Annotated in this window: 24 protein-coding genes; 12 read left to right on the forward strand and 12 right to left on the reverse strand. The window is 64.4% G+C overall.

What is annotated here, in order from left to right; all coding sequences use genetic code 11:
• Nucleotides 1-25 precede the first annotated feature (25 nt).
• The 4 genes from NKI35_RS06315 to NKI35_RS06330 are packed head-to-tail and all read left to right on the forward strand — an operon-like array spanning nucleotide 26 to nucleotide 5240.
• The gene (locus NKI35_RS06315) at nucleotides 26-1033 is read left to right on the forward strand and encodes an ABC transporter permease (protein WP_352739099.1); all 1008 of its coding nucleotides are present in this window, start codon (nucleotides 26-28) and stop codon (nucleotides 1031-1033) included.
• A complete protein-coding gene (locus tag NKI35_RS06320) occupies nucleotides 1034-2170 on the forward strand; it encodes an ABC transporter permease (protein WP_023687914.1) in 1137 nt (378 codons plus the stop codon).
• Between the two features lie 10 nt (nucleotides 2171-2180).
• On the forward strand, nucleotides 2181-3848 hold the full coding sequence (locus NKI35_RS06325) for an ABC transporter ATP-binding protein (protein ID WP_023804896.1): 1668 nt from the start codon (nucleotides 2181-2183) through the stop codon (nucleotides 3846-3848).
• Nucleotides 3849-3869: 21 nt separating this feature from the next.
• Nucleotides 3870-5240, forward strand: a complete 1371-nt coding sequence (locus tag NKI35_RS06330) for an alpha-glucosidase/alpha-galactosidase (protein WP_352739101.1) — start codon at nucleotides 3870-3872, stop codon at nucleotides 5238-5240.
• Between the two features lie 29 nt (nucleotides 5241-5269).
• On the opposite strand, the gene NKI35_RS06335 is transcribed toward NKI35_RS06330, so the two are convergent.
• Both NKI35_RS06335 and NKI35_RS06340 read right to left on the reverse strand, forming a co-directional pair.
• Entirely contained in the window at nucleotides 5270-6916 is a 1647-nt protein-coding gene (locus tag NKI35_RS06335) for an acetolactate synthase large subunit (RefSeq protein ID WP_023752111.1), read from the reverse strand.
• Nucleotides 6917-7024: 108 nt separating this feature from the next.
• Nucleotides 7025-7912 (reverse strand): AraC family transcriptional regulator, encoded by an 888-nt coding sequence (locus NKI35_RS06340; RefSeq protein ID WP_023752110.1) that lies wholly within the window; start codon nucleotides 7910-7912, stop codon nucleotides 7025-7027.
• A gap of 147 nt (nucleotides 7913-8059) precedes the next feature.
• Here NKI35_RS06340 and NKI35_RS06345 point away from each other — a divergent pair, with 147 nt between their 5' ends.
• Nucleotides 8060-8716, forward strand: coding sequence for a glutathione S-transferase family protein (locus tag NKI35_RS06345; protein ID WP_023752109.1), 657 nt, complete (start codon nucleotides 8060-8062; stop codon nucleotides 8714-8716).
• A gap of 125 nt (nucleotides 8717-8841) precedes the next feature.
• On the forward strand, nucleotides 8842-9402 hold the full coding sequence (msuE, locus tag NKI35_RS06350; RefSeq protein WP_023749945.1) for an FMN reductase: 561 nt from the start codon (nucleotides 8842-8844) through the stop codon (nucleotides 9400-9402).
• A gap of 298 nt (nucleotides 9403-9700) precedes the next feature.
• Here msuE and NKI35_RS06355 read toward each other — a convergent pair whose 3' ends face one another.
• The 9 genes from NKI35_RS06355 to pcaQ all read right to left on the reverse strand — a co-directional run bounded on the left by NKI35_RS06355 (nucleotide 9701) and on the right by pcaQ (nucleotide 19246).
• The gene (locus NKI35_RS06355; protein ID WP_352512541.1) at nucleotides 9701-10732 is read right to left on the reverse strand and encodes a hydroxyacid dehydrogenase; all 1032 of its coding nucleotides are present in this window, start codon (nucleotides 10730-10732) and stop codon (nucleotides 9701-9703) included.
• Between the two features lie 255 nt (nucleotides 10733-10987).
• Complete coding sequence (locus NKI35_RS06360; protein ID WP_352739103.1) at nucleotides 10988-12433, reverse strand: aldehyde dehydrogenase; 1446 nt, start codon at nucleotides 12431-12433, stop codon at nucleotides 10988-10990.
• An 89-nt stretch (nucleotides 12434-12522) separates the two neighbouring features.
• A complete protein-coding gene (locus NKI35_RS06365) occupies nucleotides 12523-13308 on the reverse strand; it encodes a coniferyl-alcohol dehydrogenase (RefSeq protein WP_352739191.1) in 786 nt (261 codons plus the stop codon).
• A gap of 2 nt (nucleotides 13309-13310) precedes the next feature.
• Nucleotides 13311-14375: a branched-chain amino acid ABC transporter permease gene (locus NKI35_RS06370; RefSeq protein WP_352739105.1), complete on the reverse strand. Its 1065-nt coding sequence runs from the start codon at nucleotides 14373-14375 to the stop codon at nucleotides 13311-13313.
• Nucleotides 14372-15268 (reverse strand): branched-chain amino acid ABC transporter permease, encoded by an 897-nt coding sequence (locus tag NKI35_RS06375; protein WP_023729446.1) that lies wholly within the window; start codon nucleotides 15266-15268, stop codon nucleotides 14372-14374. Before NKI35_RS06375 ends, NKI35_RS06370 begins: the two co-directional genes overlap by 4 nt.
• Entirely contained in the window at nucleotides 15265-15993 is a 729-nt protein-coding gene (locus NKI35_RS06380) for an ABC transporter ATP-binding protein (protein ID WP_352739108.1), read from the reverse strand. Before NKI35_RS06380 ends, NKI35_RS06375 begins: the two co-directional genes overlap by 4 nt.
• Entirely contained in the window at nucleotides 15990-16664 is a 675-nt protein-coding gene (locus tag NKI35_RS06385; protein ID WP_352739193.1) for an ABC transporter ATP-binding protein, read from the reverse strand. The genes NKI35_RS06380 and NKI35_RS06385 overlap by 4 nt, the downstream gene beginning before the upstream one ends.
• Nucleotides 16665-16753: 89 nt before the next feature.
• Nucleotides 16754-18052: an ABC transporter substrate-binding protein gene (locus NKI35_RS06390; protein WP_352739110.1), complete on the reverse strand. Its 1299-nt coding sequence runs from the start codon at nucleotides 18050-18052 to the stop codon at nucleotides 16754-16756.
• Between the two features lie 276 nt (nucleotides 18053-18328).
• Nucleotides 18329-19246, reverse strand: coding sequence for a pca operon transcription factor PcaQ (gene pcaQ / locus NKI35_RS06395; RefSeq protein ID WP_023685275.1), 918 nt, complete (start codon nucleotides 19244-19246; stop codon nucleotides 18329-18331).
• Nucleotides 19247-19338: 92 nt separating this feature from the next.
• Here pcaQ and pcaD point away from each other — a divergent pair, with 92 nt between their 5' ends.
• From pcaD to pobA, 6 genes are read left to right on the forward strand one after another with little or no spacing between them, the layout of a single operon-like run.
• Nucleotides 19339-20148, forward strand: coding sequence for a 3-oxoadipate enol-lactonase (gene pcaD, locus NKI35_RS06400; protein WP_352739112.1), 810 nt, complete (start codon nucleotides 19339-19341; stop codon nucleotides 20146-20148).
• Nucleotides 20141-20554, forward strand: a complete 414-nt coding sequence (gene pcaC / locus NKI35_RS06405) for a 4-carboxymuconolactone decarboxylase (protein WP_023714835.1) — start codon at nucleotides 20141-20143, stop codon at nucleotides 20552-20554. The genes pcaD and pcaC overlap by 8 nt, the downstream gene beginning before the upstream one ends.
• Nucleotides 20544-21299 (forward strand): protocatechuate 3,4-dioxygenase subunit beta, encoded by a 756-nt coding sequence (pcaH, locus tag NKI35_RS06410; protein ID WP_352739115.1) that lies wholly within the window; start codon nucleotides 20544-20546, stop codon nucleotides 21297-21299. Before pcaC ends, pcaH begins: the two co-directional genes overlap by 11 nt.
• The gene (gene pcaG / locus NKI35_RS06415) at nucleotides 21299-21913 is read left to right on the forward strand and encodes a protocatechuate 3,4-dioxygenase subunit alpha (protein ID WP_352739117.1); all 615 of its coding nucleotides are present in this window, start codon (nucleotides 21299-21301) and stop codon (nucleotides 21911-21913) included. The genes pcaH and pcaG overlap by 1 nt, the downstream gene beginning before the upstream one ends.
• A gap of 19 nt (nucleotides 21914-21932) precedes the next feature.
• On the forward strand, nucleotides 21933-22985 hold the full coding sequence (locus NKI35_RS06420) for a 3-carboxy-cis,cis-muconate cycloisomerase (RefSeq protein ID WP_023690758.1): 1053 nt from the start codon (nucleotides 21933-21935) through the stop codon (nucleotides 22983-22985).
• Entirely contained in the window at nucleotides 22985-24157 is a 1173-nt protein-coding gene (gene pobA, locus NKI35_RS06425) for a 4-hydroxybenzoate 3-monooxygenase (protein WP_352739119.1), read from the forward strand. The genes NKI35_RS06420 and pobA overlap by 1 nt, the downstream gene beginning before the upstream one ends.
• A 13-nt stretch (nucleotides 24158-24170) precedes the next feature.
• On the opposite strand, the gene pcaF is transcribed toward pobA, so the two are convergent.
• Nucleotides 24171-25376 carry a 3-oxoadipyl-CoA thiolase gene (gene pcaF / locus NKI35_RS06430; RefSeq protein ID WP_352739121.1) on the reverse strand — a complete coding sequence of 402 codons (1206 nt, stop codon included), beginning with the start codon at nucleotides 25374-25376 and terminating at the stop codon, nucleotides 24171-24173.

Raw genomic sequence — 25376 nt, forward strand, 5'->3', positions numbered from 1 at the left:
AGATCCAAGGAGGAGAAACGGTCCGATGCTGCGATTCCTGGCCATGCGCATAGCATCGGCGGTCCCGGTCATGGTCATCCTGAGCCTGGTCACCTTTGCCATCATCCAGGCGCCGCCGGGCGACTATGCCGACTATATCCGCTCGCAGCTCATCAACCAGGGCGGGGCGTCTTTTGCCGAAGCCGACGCGCAGGCGCAAGCCTATCGGGTCGAGCACGGCCTCGATAAACCGCTGCCCGTCCAGTACCTGAACTGGGTCGCCGGCATCATCACCCGCGGCGATTTCGGCTACAGCCTCTATTACAACAAGCCGGTCGCCGCCGTGGTCGGCGAGCGGCTGCCGCGCACGCTGCTGCTGGCACTGGTCTGCCATCTGCTGGCGTCGGTGCTCGGCATCACCTTCGGCATCTGGGCGGCGACCTGGCAATACACATGGATCGACTCGGGGCTGTCGGCCATCTCCTTCCTCGGCATGACGGTGCCGCGCTTCCTGATGGCGCTGATCATCGTCTATCTCCTGGTCTTCCAGTTCAACGTGTCGGAGATCGGCAGCTTCTTCTCGCCGCAATATGGCGGCGCGCCGTGGTCGTGGGCGAAATTCGCCGACCTCGTCAAGCATGTCTGGCCGGTGGTGGCGATCGCCACCTTCGGCGGGCTCGCCTACAATATGCGCGTCATGCGCGGCAATCTGCTCGATACGCTGAACGCGCAATATGTCGAGACGGCCAAGGCCAAGGGCCTGACCGGCAGCGCCGTCGTCATGCGCCATGCCGTGCCCAACGCGCTGCATCCGCTCATCATGTATCAGGGCGTGGTGCTGCCCTACATGCTGACCGGCGAGATCGAGACGGCGATCATCTTTGCGCTGCCGACGGTCGGGCCCGCCATCGTCGGCTCGATGGCGGTCGGCGACGTTTATGTCACGGCGACCTTCATGATGGTGCTGTCGGCAACGCTGATCGTCGGCAACATCATCGCCGACATGCTGCTCGCGCTGCTCGATCCGCGCGTACGCCAGTTCAGGGAGAGCTAGATGCTGGCGCGTGACCCATCCCCGCCGCCGCCCCCGGCTGAAGCAACCGCGATTGCGACCCCACGCGGCAATGAGAGCTATATGGCGCTGGTCTGGCGCCGGCTGAGGCGCTCCTGGACCGGCATGGCCGGGCTGATCCTGGTCGTGCTTCTGGTGCTGATGGCGCTGTTCGCCGATTTCTTCGCGCCGATGGACCCCAAGGTGACCGATGTCGCTTTCGCCCCGCCGCAAGTGATGAGTTTTCACGACAGAGACGGGAATTTCGTGCTCCAGCCGCGGGTCTATGCGCTGGCGGATTCTGCAGACCTCGACCCGGTCACCTTCCAGCCGGTCGTCGGGCCGGATTACGAGCATCCGCGCCTGCTCGGCTTCTTCGTCAAGGGCGCCGACTACCGGCTGCTTGGCCTGATCCCCGCCAACCGGCATTTCTTCGCTTCGGCCGACGGCCAGCCGGTGCATTTTCTCGGCACCGACAAATTCGGCCGCGATGTGTTGTCGCGCGCCATCCAGGGCTCGCGCGTCTCGCTGATGATCGCGCTGACGGTGGTGTTCATCATCACCGTCATCGGCACCACGGTCGGCATGGTCTCGGGCTATTTCGGCGGCCGCTTCGACGTCTGGATGCAGCGCTTTGTCGAGCTGGTGCTCGCCTTCCCGCAATTGCCGCTCTATCTTGCGCTGACGACGCTGATCCCGGTGACCGCGCCGACCAACGTCTTCCTCGCCTTCGTCATCATCGTCATGTCGGCGCTGGGCTGGGCGCAGATGTCGCGCGAGGTGCGCGGCAAGACGCTGGCGCTGGCGCGGATCGACTATGTGCGCGCTGCCATGGCGGTTGGCGCCACCGACATGCGTATCATCATGCAGCACATTTTCCCCAATGTGATGAGCCACGTCATCGTCGCCGTGACGATCGCGATCCCGACGGTGGTACTGCTCGAAGCCTTTCTCGGCTTCCTCGGCTTCGCCGTGAAACCGCCGCTGATCTCATGGGGGCTGATGCTGCAGGACACGGCTACCTATTCGGTCATCGGCACCTATCCGTGGATCCTGTCGCCGGTCGGCTTCGTGCTGATCACCGTCTTTGCCTTCAACGCGCTGGGCGACGGCCTGCGCGATGCCGTCGATCCCTATTGAGGTGGCCGGGATGACCGTAGCGCTCGCAGCCACCTTCGCACCAGCCGTCCGGCTCGACCATGCCGGCCGCCACGACCAACCCATCATCGATGCCCGCAACATCGAGGTCGCCTTCAAGGTCGAGCACGGCGTCGTCGACGCGGTGAAGGATGTCTCGTTCCAGCTCTATCGCGGGGAGACGATCGCCATCGTCGGCGAGTCCGGTTCCGGCAAGTCGGTGACGGCGCGCGCCGTCATGGGGCTCTTGTCAAAGCGGGCCACCGTGTCGCCGAACTCCACCATCGACTATTGCGGGCAGGACATACTGAAATTCCCCGAGAGCGCTCGGCGCAAATTGCGCGGCAATCGCATTTCGATGATTTTCCAGGAGCCGATGAGCTCGCTCAACCCGATCTATACGGTCGGCAGTCAGATCGTCGAGGCGATCAGGGTGCATCGAAAGGTCAGCCGCAAGCAAGCCTGGGCGCGGGCGCTCGAGCTTTTGCGGCATGTCCAGATCCCCGAGCCGGAAGCACGCATCAAGCAGTATCCGCACCAGATGTCGGGCGGGCAGCGCCAGCGCGTTATGATCGCCATGGCGCTCGCCAACGACCCCGATGTGCTGATTGCCGACGAGCCGACGACGGCGCTCGACGTCACGGTGCAGGCGCAGATCCTCAATTTGATCCGCAATCTGCAAAAAGAACTCAGGATGGCGGTCATCCTGATCACCCACGACCTCACCGTGGTGCGGAAATTCTCGGACTATGTCTATGTCATGCAGCATGGCGAGATGTGCGAGCACAACGTTACCGAGCGGCTGTTCGCCGACCCGCAGCATGCCTATACCAAGCGGCTGCTCGCTTCAGAGCCGCACGGCAAGCCGCAGCCGCTGCCGGAAAACAGCGGCACCATCCTCGAGGCCCGCAATATGCGCGTCTGCTTCATGCTGCGCCATGGCAGCTTCCTGAAGCCGGACTGGCGCGAGCTCGTCGCCGTCGACGATCTCGGCCTGAAGCTTTGCCGCCACGAGACACTGGGGCTGGTCGGCGAATCCGGCTCCGGCAAGACCACCTTCGGTCTCGCCTTGCTCAAGCTCACCGAGGCCAAGCGCGGCGAGGTCAGCTTCGACGGCCAGCCGATCCACGGCCTGTCTCGCGCCGGGATGCGGCCGCTGCGCTCGCGCATGCAGGTCGTTTTTCAGGATCCGTTCTCGTCGCTTAACCCGCGTATGACGATCGGCCAGATCATCGAGGAAGGGCTGGTCGTCAACAGGATCGGCGCGACACGGCGCGAGCGGGTCGGTCGGGTTCGCGACGCCCTGGTCAGCGCCGGCATGCCCGGCGATATCCTGTCGCGGTTCCCGCACGAATTTTCCGGCGGCCAGCGGCAGCGCATCGCCATTGCCCGAGCCATCGCGCTGGAGCCCGAATTCATCCTGCTCGACGAACCGACATCGGCGCTCGACCTTTCGGTGCAGGCGCAGATCATCGACTTGTTGCGCAAGCTGCAGGACGAACGCGGCCTTAGCTATGTCTTCATTTCGCACGACCTCAAGGTGGTGCGCGCGCTCTGCCATCGCGTCATCGTCATGCAGAACGGCAAGATCGTCGAACAGGGACCCGTCGACGAGGTCCTCACCCATCCCAAGACCGCCTACACCGAACGGCTCGTCAGGGCCGCCTTCGACGTGGCGTAGCAAAGTGCCGGAGGTTTAATAGTGGCAAGACATCCCAGGATCACCTTCATTGGCGCGGGTTCGACCGTGTTCATGAAGAACATTGTCGGCGACGTGCTGCAGCGGCCATCGCTGTCAGGCGCGACGATCGCGCTGATGGACATCAATCCGCAGCGGCTGGAAGAGAGCGCCATCGTCGTCAACAAGCTGATCGCGACGCTGGGCGTGAAGGCGAAGGCCGAGACCTATTCCGACCAACGCAAGGCGCTCGCCGGTGCCGACTTCGTCGTCGTCGCCTTCCAGATCGGCGGTTACGAGCCCTGCACCGTCACCGATTTCGAGGTGCCGAAGAAATACGGCCTGCGCCAGACCATTGCCGACACGCTCGGCGTCGGCGGCATCATGCGCGGCCTCCGGACCGTGCCGCATCTGTGGAAGATCTGCGAGGACATGCTGGCCGTCTGCCCCGACGCGATCATGCTGCAATACGTCAACCCGATGGCGATCAACACCTGGGCGATTTCAGAGAAATTTCCTGACATCAAACAGGTCGGCCTCTGCCATTCGGTGCAGGGCACGGCGATGGAACTGGCGCACGATCTCGACATTCCCTACGACGAGATACGCTACCGCTCGGCCGGCATCAACCACATGGCCTTCTACCTGAAGTTCGAGCACCGGCAGCCGGATGGCTCTTACCGCAACCTCTATCCGGACCTGGTCCGCGCCTATCGCGAGGGCAGGGCGCCGAAGCCGGGCTGGAACCCGCGGTGCCCCAACAAGGTGCGCTACGAGATGCTGACGCGTCTCGGCTATTTCGTCACCGAAAGCTCCGAGCATTTCGCCGAATACACGCCCTATTTCATCAAGGAAGGCCGCGCCGACCTGATCGAGAAGTTCGGCATTCCGCTCGACGAATATCCCAAGCGCTGCATCGAACAGATCGAGCGCTGGAAGGGCCAGGCCGAGGCCTATCGCTCGGCCGACCGCATCGAGGTCGAGCAATCGAAGGAATACGCGTCCTCGATCATGAACTCGGTGTGGACCGGGGAGCCTTCGGTGATCTACGGCAATGTCCGCAACAATGGCTGCATCACCTCGCTGCCGGACAATTGCGCCGCCGAGGTGCCGTGCCTGGTCGACGGCTCCGGCATCCAGCCGACCTATATTGGCGAGCTGCCGCCGCAACTCACCGCGTTGATACGCACCAACATCAATGTGCAGGAACTGACGGTGCAGGCGCTGATGACCGAAAACCGCGAGCACATCTACCACTCGGCGATGATGGATCCGCATACGGCCGCCGAACTCGATCTCGACCAGATCTGGGCGCTGGTCGATGAGTTGCTGGCGACACATGGCGACTGGCTGCCGACCTGGGCGCGTGTGAGCGCCAAGGTCCGGGCCGCCTGAGCGCTGCTGCGGCGGTATCTACTCCACCGTCAGGCCTCCGGTGGCGCCGGCAACCGGTGGCGCAGTTCCTCGACCAGCACGCGCTCGTTCTCCGAATAGTCGATCGGAACGACGACGAGATGGACGCCACCGCCGGCAAAGGCCTGTTCAAGCGTCGATTGTATTTCTGAGACGGCGCCGACCCTGGTTCCCTTGGCGCCATAGGCCTCGGCATAGCGGACGAAATCGGGATTGCCGAAGGTCATGCCGAAATCGGGGAACTGGTCGACCGCCTGCTTCCAGCGGATCATGCCGAAAGCATTGTCCTCGATGATCAGCACGACCAAATTGAGCTTCAGCCTGACGGCGGTTTCCAGTTCCTGGCTGTTCATCATGAAGCCGCCATCGCCGCAGATCGCCATGACGCGGCGGCCGGGATAGAGCATCGCGGCCGTCATCGCCGAGGGCAGGCCGGCGCCCATCGTGGCCAGGGCGTTGTCGAGCAGCAGCGTGTTGGCGACGCGCGTGCGGTAGTTGCGCGCGAACCAGATCTTGTACATGCCGTTGTCGAGCGCCAGGATGCCATCGGCCGGCATCACCGCGCGCACGTCATGCACCAGACGCTGCGGCGTGAAACGGTCTTCGGTGGCGCGGGCGGCAATGCGGCTCAAAATCCCTTCGCGCAGCGGCAGTAGCGCCTGCGCGTTGGGGATCTTGCCCTCGAGGCGGTCGGCAAGCAGCCTGAGCGAAGCGCCGATGTCGCCGACCACTTCGGTCTGCGGGAAATAGACCTGCTCGACATTGGCCGGCTGGTAACCGACATGGATCACCTTCGGTCCCTTGTCGCCCATAATGAAGGGCGGCTTCTCGATCGTGTCGTGGCCGATAGTGATGATGAGGTCGGCCTGTTCGATGGCCTCATGCACATAGTCGCGCTCGGAGAGCGCGGCGGTGCCCATGTAGAGTTCGGTGCCGCCGGGCACCGTGCCCTTGCCCATCTGCGTGGTGAAATAGGGGATGCCGGTCCTGATCACGAACTGGGCGAGGTCGGAGGTCGAGCGCGGCCGCGATGCGGCGGCGCCCAGCATCGCCAGCGGACGCTGCGCCTTGATGATCATCTCGGCGGCGCGGTCGAGCGCAAGCGGGCTGGCCAGCGGAAGCTCGACCGGATGCGGCGGGATCAGCGCGACATCGTCGCACTCCTCGGCCGCGATGTCTTCGGGCAGTTCCAGATGCACCGGTCCCGGACGCTCCTCTTCGGCAATCCGAAACGCTTCGCGCACCACGGCGGGAATGGTCTTCGCCGAGATGATCTGGCGTGACAGCTTGGTCAACGGCTTCATCGCGGCGACGATGTCGACGATCTGGAAGCGGGCCTGGCGCGACGAGCGGATGCCCTTCTGCCCGGTGATCATGATCATCGGCATGGCGCCGAGCAGCGCATAGGCGGCACCCGTCGTCAGGTTCAGGGCGCCGGGTCCCAGCGTGGTGATGCACACACCTGGCTTGCCGGTGAGCCTGCCATGGGTGGCGGCCATAAAGGCGGCTGCCTGCTCATGGCGGGTCAAAATCAGCTGGATCGACGATTTGCGGATGGATTCGACGACGTCCAGGTTTTCTTCGCCGGGAATGCCGAAGATGCGATCGACGCCCTCATTCTCGAGGGCGGCAACAAGCAGGTCAGAACCTTTGGGCACGAAGCATCTCCTGGGGCAAAGCGGCGGCGAACCGCGGCGGGATATGATCAGACATAGTGCTGGAAAAGCCCTAGCGCGAGGCGCGGCCGCCGCCAATATCGCTCTGCCTTACAGATCCTTCCGTTTCCTGAATTGGCCGGGCGAGACGCCGGCGTGGCGCCTGAAGGCGGTGGAGAAGGCGGCTTCCGAGCTGTAGCCGACCGCCTCGGCGACTTGGCCCAGGCTCTTGCGCTCGTGCAGCAGCCGGCTGGCCTGCCGCATGCGGCAGCCGAAGAGATAGGCCATGGGCGCTTCGCCGACGAGATCGCGAAAGCGGGCGGCAAAGGTTGCCCTGGAGAGCCCGACCGCGCGTGCCAGGGTCTCGATCGTCCAGTCGTGGCCATAGGCTTCATGCAGGGTGGCGAGCGCTCTGGCGATCGCGGGGTCCTGCAATCCCCTCAGCCAACCTGGATTGTCCATGCTTTCCAGACCGGAGCGCAAGGCGCGCGTGACGATGGCCCCAGACAGGCGAGCCATGACCACGTCGCTGCCGGGACCTTCGTCGGTCGCTTCCACCAGCAAGGCCTCGACATAGCCACGCAGCCATTTGGGCAGACGGCCATTCGATCCCCGGATGTGAACGATGCGCGGCAGGCCGGCAAATGCCGGATGGTCGGCGTCGCGAAAGGCGAAGGCGCCGCACAGGATGACGGTCTTTTCGCCTTCGCCGCCGCTGCGAATACGCCCGGCTGCGGTTTGGGTCGCCAGTTCGGCGGCGGAGACGTTCGCGCTTTTGAGCGCGCCGGGCGACCGCAGCACATGCGGATCGGCGCGCGGTGCAATGATCAGGTCGCCGGCATCGAGAGGCTCGACATCTTCCTCACCGAACACCGCCTCGCATCGCCCCTTGATGACGACGTGAATGCCGCGAAGCCCAGCCTGGCTGAACGAGATCGCCCAGGGAGCGGCCAGTTCGAGGCGCCGGTACCCGGCGGCTGCGAAGTGCAATTCGCGCATGAGGGTAGCCAGGAGATCCACGCTTCGCTCCAGAAACAGACGATCGATAAATCAATCCAGACGCTGTCGAATAGCGCGCCGGCCTTACTGGACCTAGCTATGCCCGACAGGCCGCTTGTCGGCGATAACGAAACTCAGGAGTTATTCATGCCGCCAATCGAGCTTTTTGTCGCGCAGCTTTGTCCCTATGCGCACCGTGTCAGGCTCGCCCTTGCCGAGAAAGGCCTGCAGGCGACGGAAATCGAAATCGATCTGCGCAACAAGCCGGCGTGGTTCCTGAAACTCACGCCGACGGGAAAGGTGCCGCTGCTGCGCCATCAGGGGCAATATGTCAGGGAGTCGTCGATCATCTGCGAATATCTCGATGATGCATTCCCCGAACGGCCGATTTTCCCCAGGGATGCTCAGGCCCGCGCTGAGGCGCGCATCTGGATCAGCTTCGCCGACACGCAGCTTTACGCCCGGACGGCAACCATGATGCACAGTTCCGACGCTATGGTTCATAAGCGGATCAAGGCCCAGCTTGCCGACGATCTGCGCTTTGTGGAACAGCATGCCTTCGCCCTGCGAGGGGCGGACGAACGGTTTTTGCTGGGCTCGGAATTCAGCGCCGCCGACATCGCCTTCTATCCCTGGTTCGAACAGCTGTGCGTGCTTGAGAAATATCTGGGCTTCGTCATGCCGACCGAATGCGAGCGCCTGCTGCGGTGGCAGGAAACGGTTGCCGCCAGGGAGGCGGTGCGGACCTGCGCCAGGTCGCCCGGCTTCTACCTGGAATCCTATGGCCCGCTTCTCGCGGCCTGAGACGAGCGGGCAAACGGAAAAAAATTCCTCACTATGGTGCTGCAAGGTCAGTCATTTGCTTCTTGCGGCAGGCGCAAGCCTGTAAATATTCGGTATGAAACCCCGCCGCGAGAGGTGAGAGAAACATGCCCAATCCAACCGTCGTCGGGTTTTCCGGCAATTTCACCAGGCCGTCCAAGACGCGTGGTTTTGTCGACCAGGTTGTCAGGGATATTGCGCGCCAGCATGGCCTGTCGGCGAGCACCTATGACATCGAAGACCTCGGCCCGTCGCTCGGCGCTGCCAAATGGGCGCGCGATCTCGACGGCCAGGCACGGGCAATCTTCGACGGCGTCGTCAATGCCGATGTGCTGGTGGTGGGGTCGCCGACCTACAAGGGCAGCTACACCGGCCTGTTCAAGCACTTCTTCGATCTGTTCGATCCCGCCGCCTTGCGCGGCAAGCCGATGGTGCTGCTTGCCACCGGCGGCAACGATCGCCACGCGTTGATCGTCGAGCACCAGTTGCGGCCGTTGTTCGGCTTCTTCGAGGCGCTGACGCTGCCGACAGGGGTCTATGCCACGGACAAGGACTTTTCCGACGGCGTGCTGCGGGCCGAACCCATCCTGAAGCGCGTCGAGCAGGTTGTCGGCGAGGTCGGGCTGGTGCTGGCCAATCGCTCGCCAGCCGGCGTTGCTGCCGGATAGAGCGAGGCGGGCAGGCCGGCTCCGGCTTTGCTCGGAGTGAATAAAAAGGCCCGCCACCGACGCGAATCGTGACGAGCCTCCTTGGAGTAGGCCAGGCCTCCCACAGCCCGATTGCTTTCAAATCAATAGCCCGCCGGCTAGGCCTGGCGGGGCATCGATAGTAGGGTCTGGATCGAATGGGAGCGATCCGGCTGAAAAACGCCAATACCGGTCGAAGGTTCCCGGTCATCCTGAGCGGCGATGACAAAGGGGTTTAGCCCAACTGCGAAATCCATCTCAGGCGGATTTATCGCGACAACTAGTTCCTGTCCGCCGGCTTCGAACGCATCCTTGCTACCGTCTCGCGCTCGGCGCGCTTGGAGCGCAGCGGCGGCAGGCCGCGGTCGATCAGGTCCATGTCCTCCAGCACCATGTCGCCCATGCGCTTGAAGGCGATGTCAAGCGCACCGGCGCGGTGGGCGGAGCGCAGGAAGCCGGGGATCGTTCGGACCGGATGGTCCTGCGCCAGCGGTTCTTCAGGGAAGACATCGCTGGCGGCGACGATGTGGCCGCTTTTCACCGCCGCCATCAGGGCAGGGAAGTCGACGACGCCGGCGCGGCTGAGCAGGATGAAGGCGGCGCCCTTGCGCATACTTGCAAAGGCCTCAGCGCCGAGGAAACCCTGGTTCTCCGAGGTCACCGAAGCGACGACGAAGACGAAATCGCTGGTCGACAGCACCTCGTCCAGCGAGGCCGGCTCGACGCCACTGTCGATCAGGATCGATGGCGGCAGCCAGGGATCGAAGACCTTGGTGCGGGTGCGGAAACCCGACAGCAGTCGGTTGAGCGCACGGCCGAGATCGCCGAAGCCGATGATGCCGACATCGGCGCCGGACAGAAGCCGCGCCGTCAAATTGCCGTCGCCGCCCCACAGCTCTTCGCCTTTGCGGAAGGCGAGGTCGGCATCGACGATGTTGCGGGCGAGGTTGAGCGCCATGGCGAGGCCAAGCTCGGCCACCGGCTCGGCGAAGACGAGGCCGGTGGTGACGACATGGATGCCGCGCGCAAACAGCGTCTCATAGGGCATGTTGTTGATGAGGTTGGTCTCGACATTGAAGACGCAACGCAGCGCCTGCATCCGGTCCAAGGTCTCGGGCGAGATCGGCGGCTGGCCGATAATATAGCGGGCTTCGGCAAGCACGTCGGCGGGCAAGTTCGCCACGCCCTCGGCCGTCGTCTCGACGACGCGGTAATGCGCTTTGAGGCGCGCCAGCTGCGGTGAGGTGAAGATCAGGTCGAGCGTGCGTGGTTCCGGCGCGCTGATGACCAGCGGCAGGGCCTTGTTTGGCATAACGATTCCTCCCCGGCGCGATGCGTATCGCGTATTCTTGCTTTGCACTTGTGGTAGTCCCCAAAACCGCTTGCCGCCGTCCGGCGGCATGTGCTTGAGGGGTAAAATATCCACGATTAAACGATTTACAACTCCGGGAGGGGCCGCCGATCGCGTGGCTCGAGCCTTGCCGGGTTTTGATGCGGGAATCCGTTGGCTCGCCAGGCAACGGCCCTGAGGGCTCCTTTCCTTCTCCCCCTGTCGGAGAAGGTGGAGTCAAAACGGATAGTGCTGCCCCGGATCCTCGATGGTCAGCCAGCGCAGGTCGGTGAACTCGGCGATCGAGGCCTTGCCGCCGAAGCGGCCGTAGCCTGAACCCTTGACGCCGCCGAACGGCATTTGCGCCTCGTCGCCGACGGTCGGGCCGTTGATGTGGCAGATGCCAGCTTCGATGCGCGCGGCAACCGCCATGGCACGGCGGATGTCGCGGCTGAACACGGCTGAAGACAGGCCGTATTCGGTATCGTTGGCGACTCGTACCGCTTCGTCCTCGCCCTTGACGCGGATCACCGGCTTGACCGGGCCGAAGGATTCTTCCGAATAGACGCGCATCGCTGGCGTCACGTGGTCGAGCAATGTCGCCTCGACCACGGTTCCGGTGCGCTTGCCGCCGGCCACAAGCCTGGCGCCCTTGGCGACGGCGTCGGCAACCAGTTCTTCCATCTTGTCGGCGGCTTGGTCGCTGATCAGCGAACCGAGCACGACATGGCCGCGCGGGTCGCCGGCAGGCAGCTGCGCGGCGCGGGCGGCGAGCTTGGCGACGAATTCGTCGGCGACCTTTTCATCGATGACCAGACGCTCGGTCGACATGCAGATCTGGCCCTGATGCATGTAGGCGCCGAAGGTCGCGGCATTGACCGCGGCGTCGATGTCGGCATCGTCGAGCACGACCAGCGGCGCCTTGCCGCCGAGTTCGAGCAGCGCCGGCTTCAAGTGACGGCCGGCGAGTTCGGCAATGATCCTGCCGACCTTGGTCGAGCCGGTGAAGTTGACACGCCTTACGGCGGGGTGCGCGACCAGTGCCTCGACGATTGTCGCTGCGTCCTTGGGATCATTGGTGACGACATTGATGACGCCCTTGGGCAGGCCGGCCTCGACCAGCACCTGCCCGATCAGCCGGTGTGTGCCTGGGCACATTTCCGAAGCTTTCAGCACAACCGTGTTGCCGCAGGCGATCGGCATGGCGATGGCACGGGTTCCAAGGATGACCGGTGCATTCCACGGCGCGATGCCGAGGCAGACGCCGGCCGGCTGGCGGATCGCCATGGCGAGCGTGCCGGGCTTGTCGGAGGGGATGACCTCGCCCGAAATCTGGGTCGTCATGGCGGCTGCCTCGCGCAGCATTTTGGCGGCGAGCATGACGTTGAAGCCGGCCCAAGGGCCGGTGGCGCCGGTTTCTTCCATCATCAATTTGGTGAACTCGCCGACCTTTGAGTCCATGACATCGGCCGCCTTGGACAGCAAAGCGCGGCGCTCGCCCGGACCGGTCTTCGACCAGGTGGTGAAGGCGGCTGACGCGGCTTGGACAGCCGCATTGGCGTCGGCGATGCTGGCTGCGGCAGCGCGGGTCGCCAGCTTGCCGGTGAACGGGTCCATGCGCTCGTAAGAGGCTGAGCCGGAGGCATCCCTTTTATCGCCGTCGATCAGAAGTCCTATGTCCATTGTTCTCTCCCTCGCTCGCCGTGGAGCGTCTGTTCTATATTGACCACGATCTGATCCGAACATCGGCTCCCACTTTTCGGGATGATGGTCTAGAAGCCGAGCACCTCGGCATTGATCGATGCTTCAAGCCCACCGTCAACCGGCACATTGGCGCCGTTGACCCAGCGTGCGCCGTCCGAGCACAGGAACAGCACGACAGGCGCGATGTCGCCCGAGGTTCCGGCGCGCCCGACCCTGGCGATGTCGCTGTCGACGCGGGCGTCACCCAGCACATTGCGGAACTGTTTGAGGATCGGCGTCTCGACCGGGCCGGGGCTCACTGCATTGACGCGGATGCCGCGGCTCCTGAACAGGTCCTGATGCGCGGCGCGCTGCGTCCACAACAGCAGCAGCTCCTTGGAAACGGGATAGCCTTCCTCGTTCTTCACCGGATGGTCGGCGATCATCTTCGCCACATCGGGAAAGCCTTCGATGCCGACCATCGATGCCGCGCGGTTGAGATTGGCGCGCCAGCCATAGCCGGCGATCGAGGCGACGTTGACCACGGCGCCGCCTTCACGAAGTCTTGGTGCGAGGCCTTCCGAGAGCGCGCGCAGGCCGTAGAAGTTGACGGCCAGTGTCGACACCGCACCGGTGTTGCCGGGGAGGCCGGCGACATTGCAGAGCGCATCGATGCGCTGCGGCAGGCGCCCGAGGAGATCGTCGACGCCGGCCTTGGATGAGATGTCAGCCTTGACGAAACTGCCGGCCGATGCTGCCGGTTCACGCACGTCGACGCCGATCACGTCAGCGCCCAGTTGGCCGGTAAGTTCGGCCGTGCGAGCGCCGATACCAGAGGCGACACCGGTGATGAGGATGGTCTTGCCGAACAGCATGGTCACGCCTTTTCTGGATGCGTTGCGGCCTGTTGCGGCGAGGGCGCCGCGTCGCCATCTGCGGCGTTTGGCGGGAGCCTGACGCGATAGCCGACCGGTAGCAGGCGCAGGCTAAAGCGCTCCTCCAGCGTTCCCCACAGGCCGCGCGGCAGGAACAGCGAGAACAGCACCGCCGTGGCGCCGAGGCCGATCAGATACCAGACGCCGGTGCCGCCGAACCAGGTCTCGATGAGGAAGAACAGCAGCGCACCCAGAATGGCGCCCTCGAAGGTGCCGATGCCGCCGACCAGCACCATGAAGATCATGTAGGCGGTCCACTGGATGTTGAAGTAGGTTTTCGGCTGGAAGGTGATCGACGTGGCCAACCACAGCGCGCCGGCCATGCCGATGCCGAAGGCGGCGAGCACGAAGAGCAGCCGCTTGGTGCCGGTGACGCGCACGCCGACCGATGCCGCGGCCTCCTCATTGTCCCTGATGGCGCGGATGGCCGCACCCGTGCTGCCACGCAGCAGGCTAAGCAGGGTGGCGAGCAGCGCCGTCATGGCGGCCAACGCCAGCCAGTAGATCGTCGCCCGCCTGACGCCGGCGTCATAGACGTTGAGCGAGATCAGCGACGTCCCGGTTTCGCCTTGCACCAGCCGGTCGAGATTGACCAGGAGATGGGTGAGCGCGGCGATCACCCACATGCCGATGGCGAACTCGCCATTCCTGAGCTTCAGCATGAACAGCGACATTGGCCAGGAGATCGCGCCGACGATGATCGCCGAAACGAACAGCGAGGCGAACGGGTTGAGGCCGGCATCGGCCAGACGGATGGCGAAATAGGCGCCGAGGCCGAAGAACACTTGCTGTCCAACCGAAACCAGCCCGCCGAAGCCGGCCAGCGCGTTCCACATCGCTGCCAGGATCACATAGATGAACAAGGCGGTAAGGCGGTCGACGGCGCCGGCCGACAGGAAGTGCGGCGCGATGCCAAGCAGCGCGATGATGACGACGACCGCAATCGCCGAGATGGGCGAGGCGGAGGTGCCGCGCTCGATGACGGGGTCGTTTAAAACCGCGCTCATGATGCTTTCCTCGCGGGCAGGCGCAGCAGGCCGCGCAGGCCGAGGCCGGAGGTGGAGAGCCGGATGAACAGCACGATCAGGAAGGCGACATGGCCGCCGATCAGAAAACCTTGCGGATGGATCTGCGCGCCGAGCGTCTGGGCGAGCGCCAGAACGATGCCGCCGACCAGCGTGCCCCATAGCGAACCGGCGCCGCCGATCACCGCCGCCTCGAAAGCGAACAGCAATTGAGGTGCGCCGGTATAGGGATCGAAGGTGGCGCGCATGCCGAGGAAGGCACCGGCAAGACCGACCGTGACCATGGCGATGGCGGCCGCGAGGGCGTTGGCGCGGCGCGCATCGACGCCGACGAGACCGGCCGTGTCGGGATCTTCCGACGTGGCGCGGATCGAGCGGCCAAGCCTGGTGTTGGTAAGGAACAGCTGCAGTCCGCCAAGCAATATGACGGCGGCGGCGAACATGATCACGGCAAGCTTGCCGACATAGATGCTGCCCGGCCATTCCCAGGAATCGTAGGAGAGGCTGCCGATATAGGGCGCCAGCGAACGTGTGTCGGCGCCGAACTGCTCGAACAGCGCATTGTCGATGACGATGGCGAGGCCGAACGTGGTCAGGATCGGCAGCAGCGCGCCTCCACGGGCGCTGCGCTCGAGTAGGAAGCGTTGCAGCGCCCAGCCGATGGCCGCCATCAGCGGCAGCACGATGAGCAGGCCGACGAAGGGCGAGATATGGAATTGCGAGGCGAGCCACCACAGCGCGTAGGCGGAAAACACGGCCAGGCTGCCATGCGCGAGGTTGATTATGCGCATCACCGAAAACATGAAGGAGAGGCCGCAGGCGATAAGCGCGTAGTAGCCGCCGAGCAGGATGCCCTGGACGATCTGGTTGCTCATGCCGGCACACTCCCGGCGCTTTTTCTGTGCAGACCGAAATAGGCTTTCGTCACTTCATCGCGGGACATGCCCTTGCTCGGGCCTTCCAGCGCGACGCGTCCTTCGAGCATGCAGATGACCTTGTCCGAGACCGAGAGCGCGCGATTGAGGTCCTGTTCGACCAGGATGATCGTCGTGCCGGAGCTGATCAGGCCTTGCAGCGAAGCGTATACGCGATCGACCACCAGCGGCGACAGGCCGAGCGAGACCTCGTCGAGCAGCAGCAGTTCGGGATTGCTCATCAAAGCGCGGCCGATGGCGGTGGCCTGCTGCTCGCCACCGGAGAGATGCCCGGTCTTGGCATGGCGGCGCGGCTTCAGATTGGGGAACGTGTCGAGCACTCGTTCCACGCTCCAGTCGCCGGGACGGCCGGCGGTCTTGCCAAGCAGGAGGTTCTCTTCGACGGTCATTTGCACGAACAGTTTTCGCCCTTCCGGCACCAGCGCGACGCCCATGCCGACGCGCTTGTGCGACGGCACGCCGGTGATATCGGCGCCGTCCAGGAGCACGCGGCCGGCGGTCGGCTGATGCGCGCCGGCAATCGCCCTGAGCAACGTCGTCTTGCCGGCGCCGTTGGCGCCAACCAGCGCCAGCGTCTCGCCGCGCTCGATCGCAAAGTTCACGCCGCGCACCGCCTGCAGCAGGCCGTGCCGGACAACCAGGTTCTCGATTGCGAGCAGGCTCATTTCGGGCCTCCACCGAGATAGGCGCGCACGACTTCGGGGTCAGCCATCACCGCTTGCGGCTCGCCGTCGGCGATGATCTTGCCGGCGTCCATGCAGATCAGCCGCTCGGCTACCTGCAGGAGGATGTGAACGATGTGCTCGATCCAGACGATGCCAATCTTGCGCCGACGCAATTCCTTGATGGTATCGACAAGTTCGCTCGCCTCGCCATCGGTCAGGCCGCCGCCGATCTCGTCGAGCAGAAGCAGCGTCGGCCTTGCCGCGAGCGCGCGGGCAAGTTCCAGCCGCTTGCGGTCGAGCAGGCCGAGCGTTTCGGCGCGCCGGTTGGCCACGCCCAGCATGCCGCACAGTTTCAGCGACGCCAGCGCCTCCTCATAGGCTTCGTCGCGGGCGAGACCGGCGCCATGCGATGCGGCAACAAAGACGTTCTCGAACGTGGTCATGCCGCCGAACGGTTTCGGCACCTGGTGCGTGCGCACGAGGCCGAGCCGGCAGCGCTGCGTTGCCGGCAGCGCCGTCACATCGCCGCCCTTGAAGGCGACCGTGCCGGCGCTCGGCGGGAAGGCGCCTGACAAGATGCTGAGCAGTGTCGTCTTGCCGGCGCCGTTCGGGCCGACAATGCCGACGGCCTCATCGCCATTCATGGCGAAGTCGATATCATCGAGCACCACCAGCGCGCCGAAGCGTTTCTGGATGCCGGCAGCTCTGAGGATCGCAGTGTTTGGTGAACTGTTCACGATCCGATCCCCGTAGCCGTCCGTCAGCCGTTATACGGCTGGAGCTTGGCCTCGACCGGAACCTTCGGGTCGGTGGCGTTCTCGGTCACGACATAGTCGAGCGGGAATTTGCTGCCTTCCTTGGCGGCCACCCATTGCGTGCCGATGATCGGGCCGGGCGAGACATTGGCGACCGGGCCGCTGGTGAAATCGACCTTGCCGATCATGGTCTCGGTGTTGAGCGCGCTCAGCGCCTTGGCGACGGCTGCCTTGTCCTTGGCGTCGGTGCTTGCCTTCAGCGCCTCGAAGCCGGCGTCGAGCAGCGACATCGAGGCGCCGAGCTGCTGCGTCCACTGCTTGCCGCTGGCGGCCTCATAACCGTCGGCCAATTCGGTTCCCGAAACGCCGGTCAGCGGCGACTTGTAGGGGAAGGCCTTGTGCCAGTAAGCGGCGCTCGAAATCCTGTTGCCGAGATCGCCCAGCGCCTCGATGTCGGACGGGAATAGCCCGGTCTTGGCGACCTGGCAGATCTTGATCTGCTTGATCAGGCCTTGCTGTGCAGCCTGGCGCCAGAAGGCGGCGAAGTCCGGCGGGATCGGGAAGGAGTTGAAGATCTCGACGCCTTCCTGCTTGAACAGCGCGATCTGCGAGGAATAGTCGGTGGTGCCGGTCTCGTAGGCGCCGGGATCGACGATGGTGAAACCCTGCTTTGCCAGCAACGGCGCCAGATGGGTGCGGATGGCATTGCCGTCGGCGTCGTTGGGATACATGACGCCGACCTTCTTGTTGGTCTCGATCAGGTTCCATTGCGAGATGTAGGTCCGGAAGAACTCGTCGACGCCGAAGCCGAAATGATAGGTCCATTTGAACGGCGAGGGTTCGCCGGGCTTGGCGCCGCGGCCGAAATACCAGGCCTCCCACGGCATGACGGTGGAGAGGCAAGGCACGCCGGCGGCTTCGCAGGCGTCGGCGACCGGGTTGATCACCTCCGGCGTCGACACCGCCAGCATCAGGTCGACGGCCTGGTTGTTGATGAGGTCCTTGGCGAGCTGGCCGGCGCGGGACGGGTCGGATTGCGTGTCCTGGTCGATGATCTCGACACTGTATTTCTTGCCGCCGATGTCGAGGCCGTTGGCGAGCGCCTTGCGGGCGAGGTCGAGCACATAGCCGTCGGTCTGGCCGAAGCCCGCGAGCGGCCCGGTGCGCGGGCTGACAAAGCCGACCTTCAGCGTGTCGGCGGCCTGCGCGAAGGCCTGGCCGCGGCTGAGCGCAAGTGCCGCGCCGCCGGCGAGCGATGTGGCGATGAACTGGCGCCGCGAGACGCCGGATTTGCTTGAGGTCATGCTGGTATTCCTCCCTTTCCTGACGGCACCTGGAGGTCACCGCCGGCCTGCTCAAAATCGATGCCGCCCGTTCTTAAGATCGGAGATCGCCCCGGCAGGCCTTGAGGCGGCAGCGGAACGCCGCCAATGCCGATAACGGCACGATTTCGATCCTCCCATCGTCACAGTGCCCTAGGTATTTGGTTTGGTAAAATGATATTTTGCGGTGTTTCGTTAACCAACAGGTTATGGAAATACGGCTGAAGGCCCGCTCTGCGCCAGATTGGCGAAAGGCGCTCAGGCGTTCTGGCTGGCCGCCTCGCGAATGGTCTGCAGCAGGATGGTGAAGGCCGGCGAAGGCGCAGTGTCGGTCCGCATCGTCAGGCCGACCGGCCCTTTGGTTTCCTCGGTGTTGACGGGCAAGGCGACGAAGGCGCCGCTGGAGAGTTCGTTGGCGACGACACCTGTCGATATGATCCAGACCGCATTGCTTTGGCGCAGGAAGGCACGGCCGAAGGAATCCGAGACGGTCTCGATCTCGGTCGCAGGAGCCGTCATGCCGTTGGTGATGAACAGGCGGTCGACGAACGGGCGGATGACCGACTCCCGCGTCGGCATCAGCACCGGGAATTCATCGAGCCGGGCGAAGATGTCCTGGCCCGGCTGCAGCAGCGGATGGCCGGCCCGCACCACGAACAGCACCGGTTCGGAATAGAGATGCTCGAAGAAGAAGCCGGTCATGTTTTCCGGCGCCGCAAGCCGGCCGACGACGAGATCGAGCGCACCGACGCGCAACTGTTCCAGCAGGACCGCGTTCTCGCCGGTGACGATCTTGATCGCAGCACCGGTATTTTCACTCAGGAACAGGCTTATGGCGCGTGGCATCACCTTGGCCGACACTGTCGGGAGCGCGCCGATGCGGATCGGATGCCGGTTGATGGCGCCGTCCTGGCGGACGGAATCGACGCCGCGCTTCAGTGCCGTGATCGCCGTGCCCGCATGGCCGAGAAAGATTTCGCCAAGCCGCGTCACCCTGATGCCGCGGCCGTCGCGTTCGACGACAGCGATGCCAAGCGCCTCCTCCAGTTCGCGCAACGTCTTGGTCACGGCCGGTGGGCTGACATGGAGAAAGTCGGCCGCCCTCGCCACGCTGCCTTGCCGCGCTACCTCAAGGAATGCCTGCAGGTGACGGAACCTTATGCGGCTTTCGGACATGTTCTCATAACCTAGCAGTTAATGAAACGGCGTAAAATATCATTTTACCAAACCAAATGCCTTGTGCAATGTGAACACGGAGGATCGAAATCGTGCCATTCGTCAGCATTGGCGGCATCACGCTGCACCATCGCCATATCAAGGCGAAGGGAAATGCGCGGCCGATCGTGTTCATCAATTCGCTGGGCACCGACTTCCGCATCTGGGACCAGGTGTTGTCCGAACTGGGTGGCGAAATGCCTGTGTTGGTCTACGACAAGCGCGGCCATGGCCTGTCCGACATCGGTGGCGTCAGCTCGATCGACGAGCATGTCGATGATCTGTCGGGCCTGATCGATCATTTCGAACTGAACAATGCGGTGCTGTGCGGCCTGTCGGTGGGCGGCCTGATTGCGCAAGGGTTTTATGCCCGGCGCCCCGAAATCGTCGACGGCCTCATCCTGTGCGACACCGCCCACAAGATTGGCACGGCCGACAGCTGGAACACCCGCATCGAAACGGTCGAAAGCAAAGGCATCCAGGCCATCGCCGATGCCGTGCTCAAAATGTGGTTTACGCCTGCCTTCCACGCGGACCGTGTCGCCGAGCTCGACGGCTACTGGAACATGATGACCCGGCAAGCCGTCGCCGGCTATGTCGGCACCTGCGCCGCGGTGCGCGATGCCGATTTTACCGAGGCTGCGCAGGCGATCGCGGTGCCCACGCTTTGCGTCGTTGGCGACCAGGACGGCTCGACGCCGCCGGATCTCGTCCGCTGGCTGGCCGATCTGATCCCAGGCGCACATTTCGAAATCATTCGTGACGCCGCGCATATCCCTTGCGTCGAACAGCCCGAGGCGCTGACCACCCTGATCCGCGATTTCGTCGCGGCGCTTCCCCTGAGAAAGCAGACCCATGGATGAACTGCCCAAAAACGAAACCAGATACCAGACCGGGCTGACCGTCAGGCGCTCGGTGCTCGGCGACCCGCATGTCGATCGCAGCGAGGATGCCGTCACCGATTTCGACCGGCCGTTCCAGGAGCTGATCACCGAGGCAGCCTGGGGCACTGTGTGGACGCGTCCGGGCTTCAGCAGGCGCGAACGCTCGATCGTGACGCTGGCACTGCTGGCCGCCCTTGGCCATGATGAAGAGGTCGCCATGCATGTGCGCGCCACCGCCAACACCGGTGCGTCGCGCGACGATATCTGCGAAGCGTTCCTGCATGTCGCGATCTATGCCGGCGTGCCGGCCGCCAACCGCGCCTTCAGGATCGCCAAGGAGGTGTTTTCGGAAATGGACGGAAGCAGGGCTGGCCATGCCAGCTGATGCCGGCTCGAACCGCAGGCCCGAGAGCGGAGCCTTCTTCCAGCGCGACCGCGGCTGGCATCCGCCGGCGCTGACGCCCGACTACAAGACGTCGGTGCTGCGCTCGCCGCAAAAGGCGCTGCTGGCCTTCGACAACACGGCGTCGGAAATCACCGGTCCGGTGTTCGGCCACGCCATGCTCGGCGAACTCGACAATGACCTGATCCACAACTTCGCCAAGCCCGGCGAGAGCGCAATCGGCGAGCGTATCATCGTCTATGGCCGCGTGCTCGACGAGCGCGGCCAGGGCGTCTCAGGCGCGCTGCTCGAATTCTGGCAGGCCAATTCAGGCGGCCGCTACCGCCACAAGAAGGACGGCTATCTCGCGCCGCTCGATCCGAATTTCGGCGGCTGCGGCCGCACCATCACCGATGCCGATGGCGGTTATGCCTTTCGCACGGTGAAGCCAGGTCCCTATCCCTGGCCGAACGGGCCCAATGACTGGCGGCCGTCGCACATCCATTTTTCGGTGTTCGGCCACGGCTTCGCACAGCGGCTGATCACGCAGATGTATTTCGAGGGCGACCCGCTGATCTGGCGATGCCCGATCGTGCGCGGTATCCGCGACAGGGCGGCGATCGAAACGCTGGTCGCCGCGCTCGACATGCAGGCGACGATCCCGTTCGACGCGCGCGCCTACAAGTTCGACATCGTGCTGCGCGGGCGCCGCGCCTCGCTGTTCGGAAACCGGCCGGAGGGCAATTGATGGCGCAATCGCTCAGCCGGCTGAAGGAGAGCCCGTCGCAGACGGCGGGGCCTTATGTGCATATCGGGCTGACGCCGAATTTCGGCGGTATCGGCGGCGTCTATCCGACAGACCTCGGCGCGACGATGCTCAACGACAAGACCAAGGGCGAGCGCATCGGTTTGCGCATCCGCGTGCTCGACGGCACCGGCACGCCGCTCAGGGATGCCTTGATCGAAATCTGGCAAGCGGATGCCAATGGCTTCTACAATTCGCCGGCCGAATTGCGCGGCGATGCCGATCCGGATTTTCAGGGCTGGGGCCGTCAGCCGACCGACATGGAAACCGGCCTGTGCAGTTTTCAGACGATCAAGCCGGGACGCGTGCCGTATGGCGACGGCCGGCTGATGGCGCCGCATATCAGCCTGTGGATCGTCGCCCGCGGCATCAATATCGGCCTCCACACGCGGCTCTATTTCTCCGACGAGGCCAAGGCCAATGCCGAGGATCCGATCCTGGCCCGCATCGAGCACAAGGTGCGCGTGCCGACGCTGATCGCCGAGCGGCAAGGCGACGACTATATTTTCGACGTCCATCTCCAGGGGGAGAAGGAAACGGTCTTCTTCGACAGCTGACGGTCAGGAAACCAATGACATGACCGTATCGCCCTTCGACCATCCGCTGCTCTCCGGCCTGCTCGGCGACGAGGAGGCGGCTCGGCATTTTTCGGTGGATGGGGAAATCGCCGCCATGCTCGATTTCGAGCGCGCGCTGGCGCAAGCGGAAGCCGAAAGCGGGATTATCGGCACGGATGCCGCCGCGGCGATTATACCTGTCCTGTTGTCATACAAGCCGGACACCGCGCGGCTGCGGGCCGGTGTGGCGAAGGATGGCGTGATCGTGCCCGAACTGGTGCGCCAGTTGAAGGCAGCGGTCGGCGCGCCGCACGACGCCGGCGTGCATTTCGGCGCAACCAGCCAGGACGTCATCGACACTGGCCTGGTTCTTCGGCTGCGCCGGCTCATTGAACATCTCGACCTGCTGCTGACTGAAAACATTTTGCGGCTGGTGGGGCTGGAAGAACGTTTTGGCAGCCGTGCATTGACAGCGATTACGCGCATGCAGCCGGCGATCCCAATTCAGGCGTCGGACCGCGTGGCGGTGTGGCGCACGCCGCTGCAACGGCATCAGCAGAGACTCTCGGAGCAATCCAAGGGTCTGCTGGTAGTGCAATTCGGCGGCGCCGCCGGCACGCTGGAAAAGCTCGGCGACAAAGGCCCCGCAGTGCGCGCCGCCCTTGCCGCAAAGCTTGGCCTTGGCGATGCGCCGCAATGGCACAACCAGCGCGATGCGCTGGCCGAGTTCGCCGGTTTGCTGTCGCTCATCACCGGCAGCCTCGGCAAGTTCGGCCAGGACGTCGCCCTGATGGCGCAGAGCGGCACCGAGATCAAACTATCCGGCGGTGGCGGCTCATCGGCCATGCCGCACAAGCAGAATCCGGTCAAGGCCGAAGCGCTGGTGGCGCTGGCCCGCTTCAACGCCACGCAGCTTTCCGGCATGCACCAGGCGCTGGTGCATGAGCAGGAGCGCTCGGGCGCGGCCTGGACGCTGGAATGGCTGCTCTTGCCGCAAATAGCGGTTGCGACCGCGGCCGCCTTGCGGCTTGCCGCGGAACTCGCCGGACAGATCGAAAGCCTGGGGCACTGATGCGCACCCAGATTGTCATTGTCGGCTCCGGACCGTCCGGGCTGCTGCTCGGCCAGCTGCTTAGCGGCATCGGCGTCGAAACCGTGATCCTCGAACGTTCGAGCCGGGAGCACGTGCTTGGCCGCGTGCGGGCAGGGGTGCTCGAACAGGGCACTGTCGAGCTGCTGGAGCAAGCAGGCGCAGCGGCAAGGCTGCATGCTGAGGGTCTACCCCATGCCGGCGTCTCGCTTGCCTTCGGCGGCAGTCTGCATCGGCTCGATCTCACAGCGCTGACCGGCGGAAAACACGTCACCGTCTATGGCCAGACCGAGGTGACACACGACCTGATGGACAAGCGCGAGGCGGCGGGGCTGGTCACCGTCTACGAGGCGTCCAATGTCGCGCTGCACGGTTTCGATGGCGAAGCGCCTTACGTCACCTACGACAAGGATGGCGTCAGCCATCGCATCGACTGCGACTTTATCGCCGGCTGCGACGGCTATCACGGCGTCAGCCGCAAATCGGCGCCTGGGCGGGCGCTGAAAACCTTCGAGCGGACCTATCCCTTCGGCTGGCTCGGCGTGCTGGCCGAAGTGCCGCCGGCCGATCACGAACTGGTCTACGCCAACCATGAGCGGGGCTTTGCGCTGTGCTCGATGCGGTCGACGCATCGCAGCCGCTACTATGTGCAGGTCCCGGCTGACGAACAGGTCGACGCCTGGAGCGACGGTCGCTTCTGGGACGAATTGCGCAGTCGCCTGCCGGAACAGACCGCAGCCGCGGTCGTTACCGGCCCGTCCTTCGAAAAATCGATCGCGCCGCTGCGCTCCTTCGTCGCCGAGCCGATGCGCTTTGGCCGGCTGTTCCTGGTTGGCGACGCCGCCCATATCGTGCCGCCGACGGGCGCCAAGGGGCTCAACCTCGCCGCCAGCGATGTGCGCTATCTCTTTGCCGGGCTTCGCGAATTCTATCTGGACAAATCATCAAGCGGGCTCGACGCTTATTCAGCCAAGGCGCTGGCCAGAGTGTGGAAGGCGGTGCGCTTCTCCTGGTGGATGACGACGATGCTGCACCGCTTTCCCGATACGGAAGAGTTCGGCCAGCGCATCCAGGAAGCCGAGCTCGACTATCTCGTGCATTCGCAAGCGGCGTCGACCGCGCTGGCTGAAAACTATGTCGGTTTGCCCTATTAAGGGCGGTGCAAACTCAAACCCGCTCGAGCGCCACCGCGATGCCCTGGCCGACGCCGATGCACATGGTGGCCAGCGCATAGCGGGCGCTGCGCTCGCGCAGTTCCAGTGCCGCGGTGCCAGTGATACGCGCGCCCGACATGCCCAAGGGATGACCAAGCGCGATGGCGCCGCCATTCGGATTGACGTGCTCCGCGTCCTCGGAGATGCCGAGTTGGCGGAGCACGGCGATGCCTTGGGAGGCGAAAGCTTCGTTGAGCTCGATGACATCGAATTGCTGCGGTGTCAGGCCGAGGCGAGCGCAGAGCTTTTGTGTCGCCGGGGCAGGGCCGATGCCCATGATGCGCGGCGCCACGCCGGCGGCAGCGCCGCCGAGGATGCGGGCGATCGGCGTCAGGCCGTGTTTTTTCACAGCCGCTTCGGAGGCGATGATCAGCGCCGCCGCGCCATCGTTGACGCCCGATGCGTTGCCGGCGGTGACCGTGCCGTCTTGCCGGAACGGCGTCGGCAATTTGGCCAGCGACTCGACCGTGGTGCCGGCGCGGGGATGCTCATCCTTCGATACGATAGTCGCATCGCCCTTTTTCTGCGGGACCGTCACCGGGGTGATCTCCTTCGCCAGCCGGCCATTGGCCTGTGCCGCGACAGCCTTGTCCTGGCTGCGCATGGCAAACGCATCCTGGTCGGCGCGCGACACTGAATAATCCTCGGCGACGTTCTCGCCGGTCTCCGGCATGGAATCGACGCCATATTGTTTCTTCATCAGCGGGTTGATGAAGCGCCAGCCAATGGTGGTGTCATGGATCTCGGCATGGCGTGAAAAGGCGGTCTCGGCCTTGGGCATGACGAAGGGGGCGCGACTCATCGATTCGACGCCGCCGGCGATCATCAGCTCGGCCTCACCAGCCTTGATGGCGCGGGCGGCGATGGTGAGCGCGTCCATGCCGGAGCCGCACAGGCGATTGACGGTCGCGCCCGAAACTTCCTTGGGCAACCCGGCCAAGAGCAGCGACATGCGGGCTACATTGCGGTTGTCCTCGCCGGCCTGATTGGCGCAGCCATAGACGACGTCGTCGACAGCCTGCCAGTCGATGCCGGCATTGCGCTCGACCAGCGCCTTCAGCGGGATGGCGCCAAGATCGTCGGCCCGCACCGACGACAGCGAGCCGCCGAAACGGCCGATCGGGGTGCGGATGTAATCGCAGATGAATGCCTCGTTCAT

This window comes from Mesorhizobium sp. M0676, from assembly GCF_040320535.1.
In the GTDB taxonomy this organism is placed as follows: domain Bacteria; phylum Pseudomonadota; class Alphaproteobacteria; order Rhizobiales; family Rhizobiaceae; genus Mesorhizobium.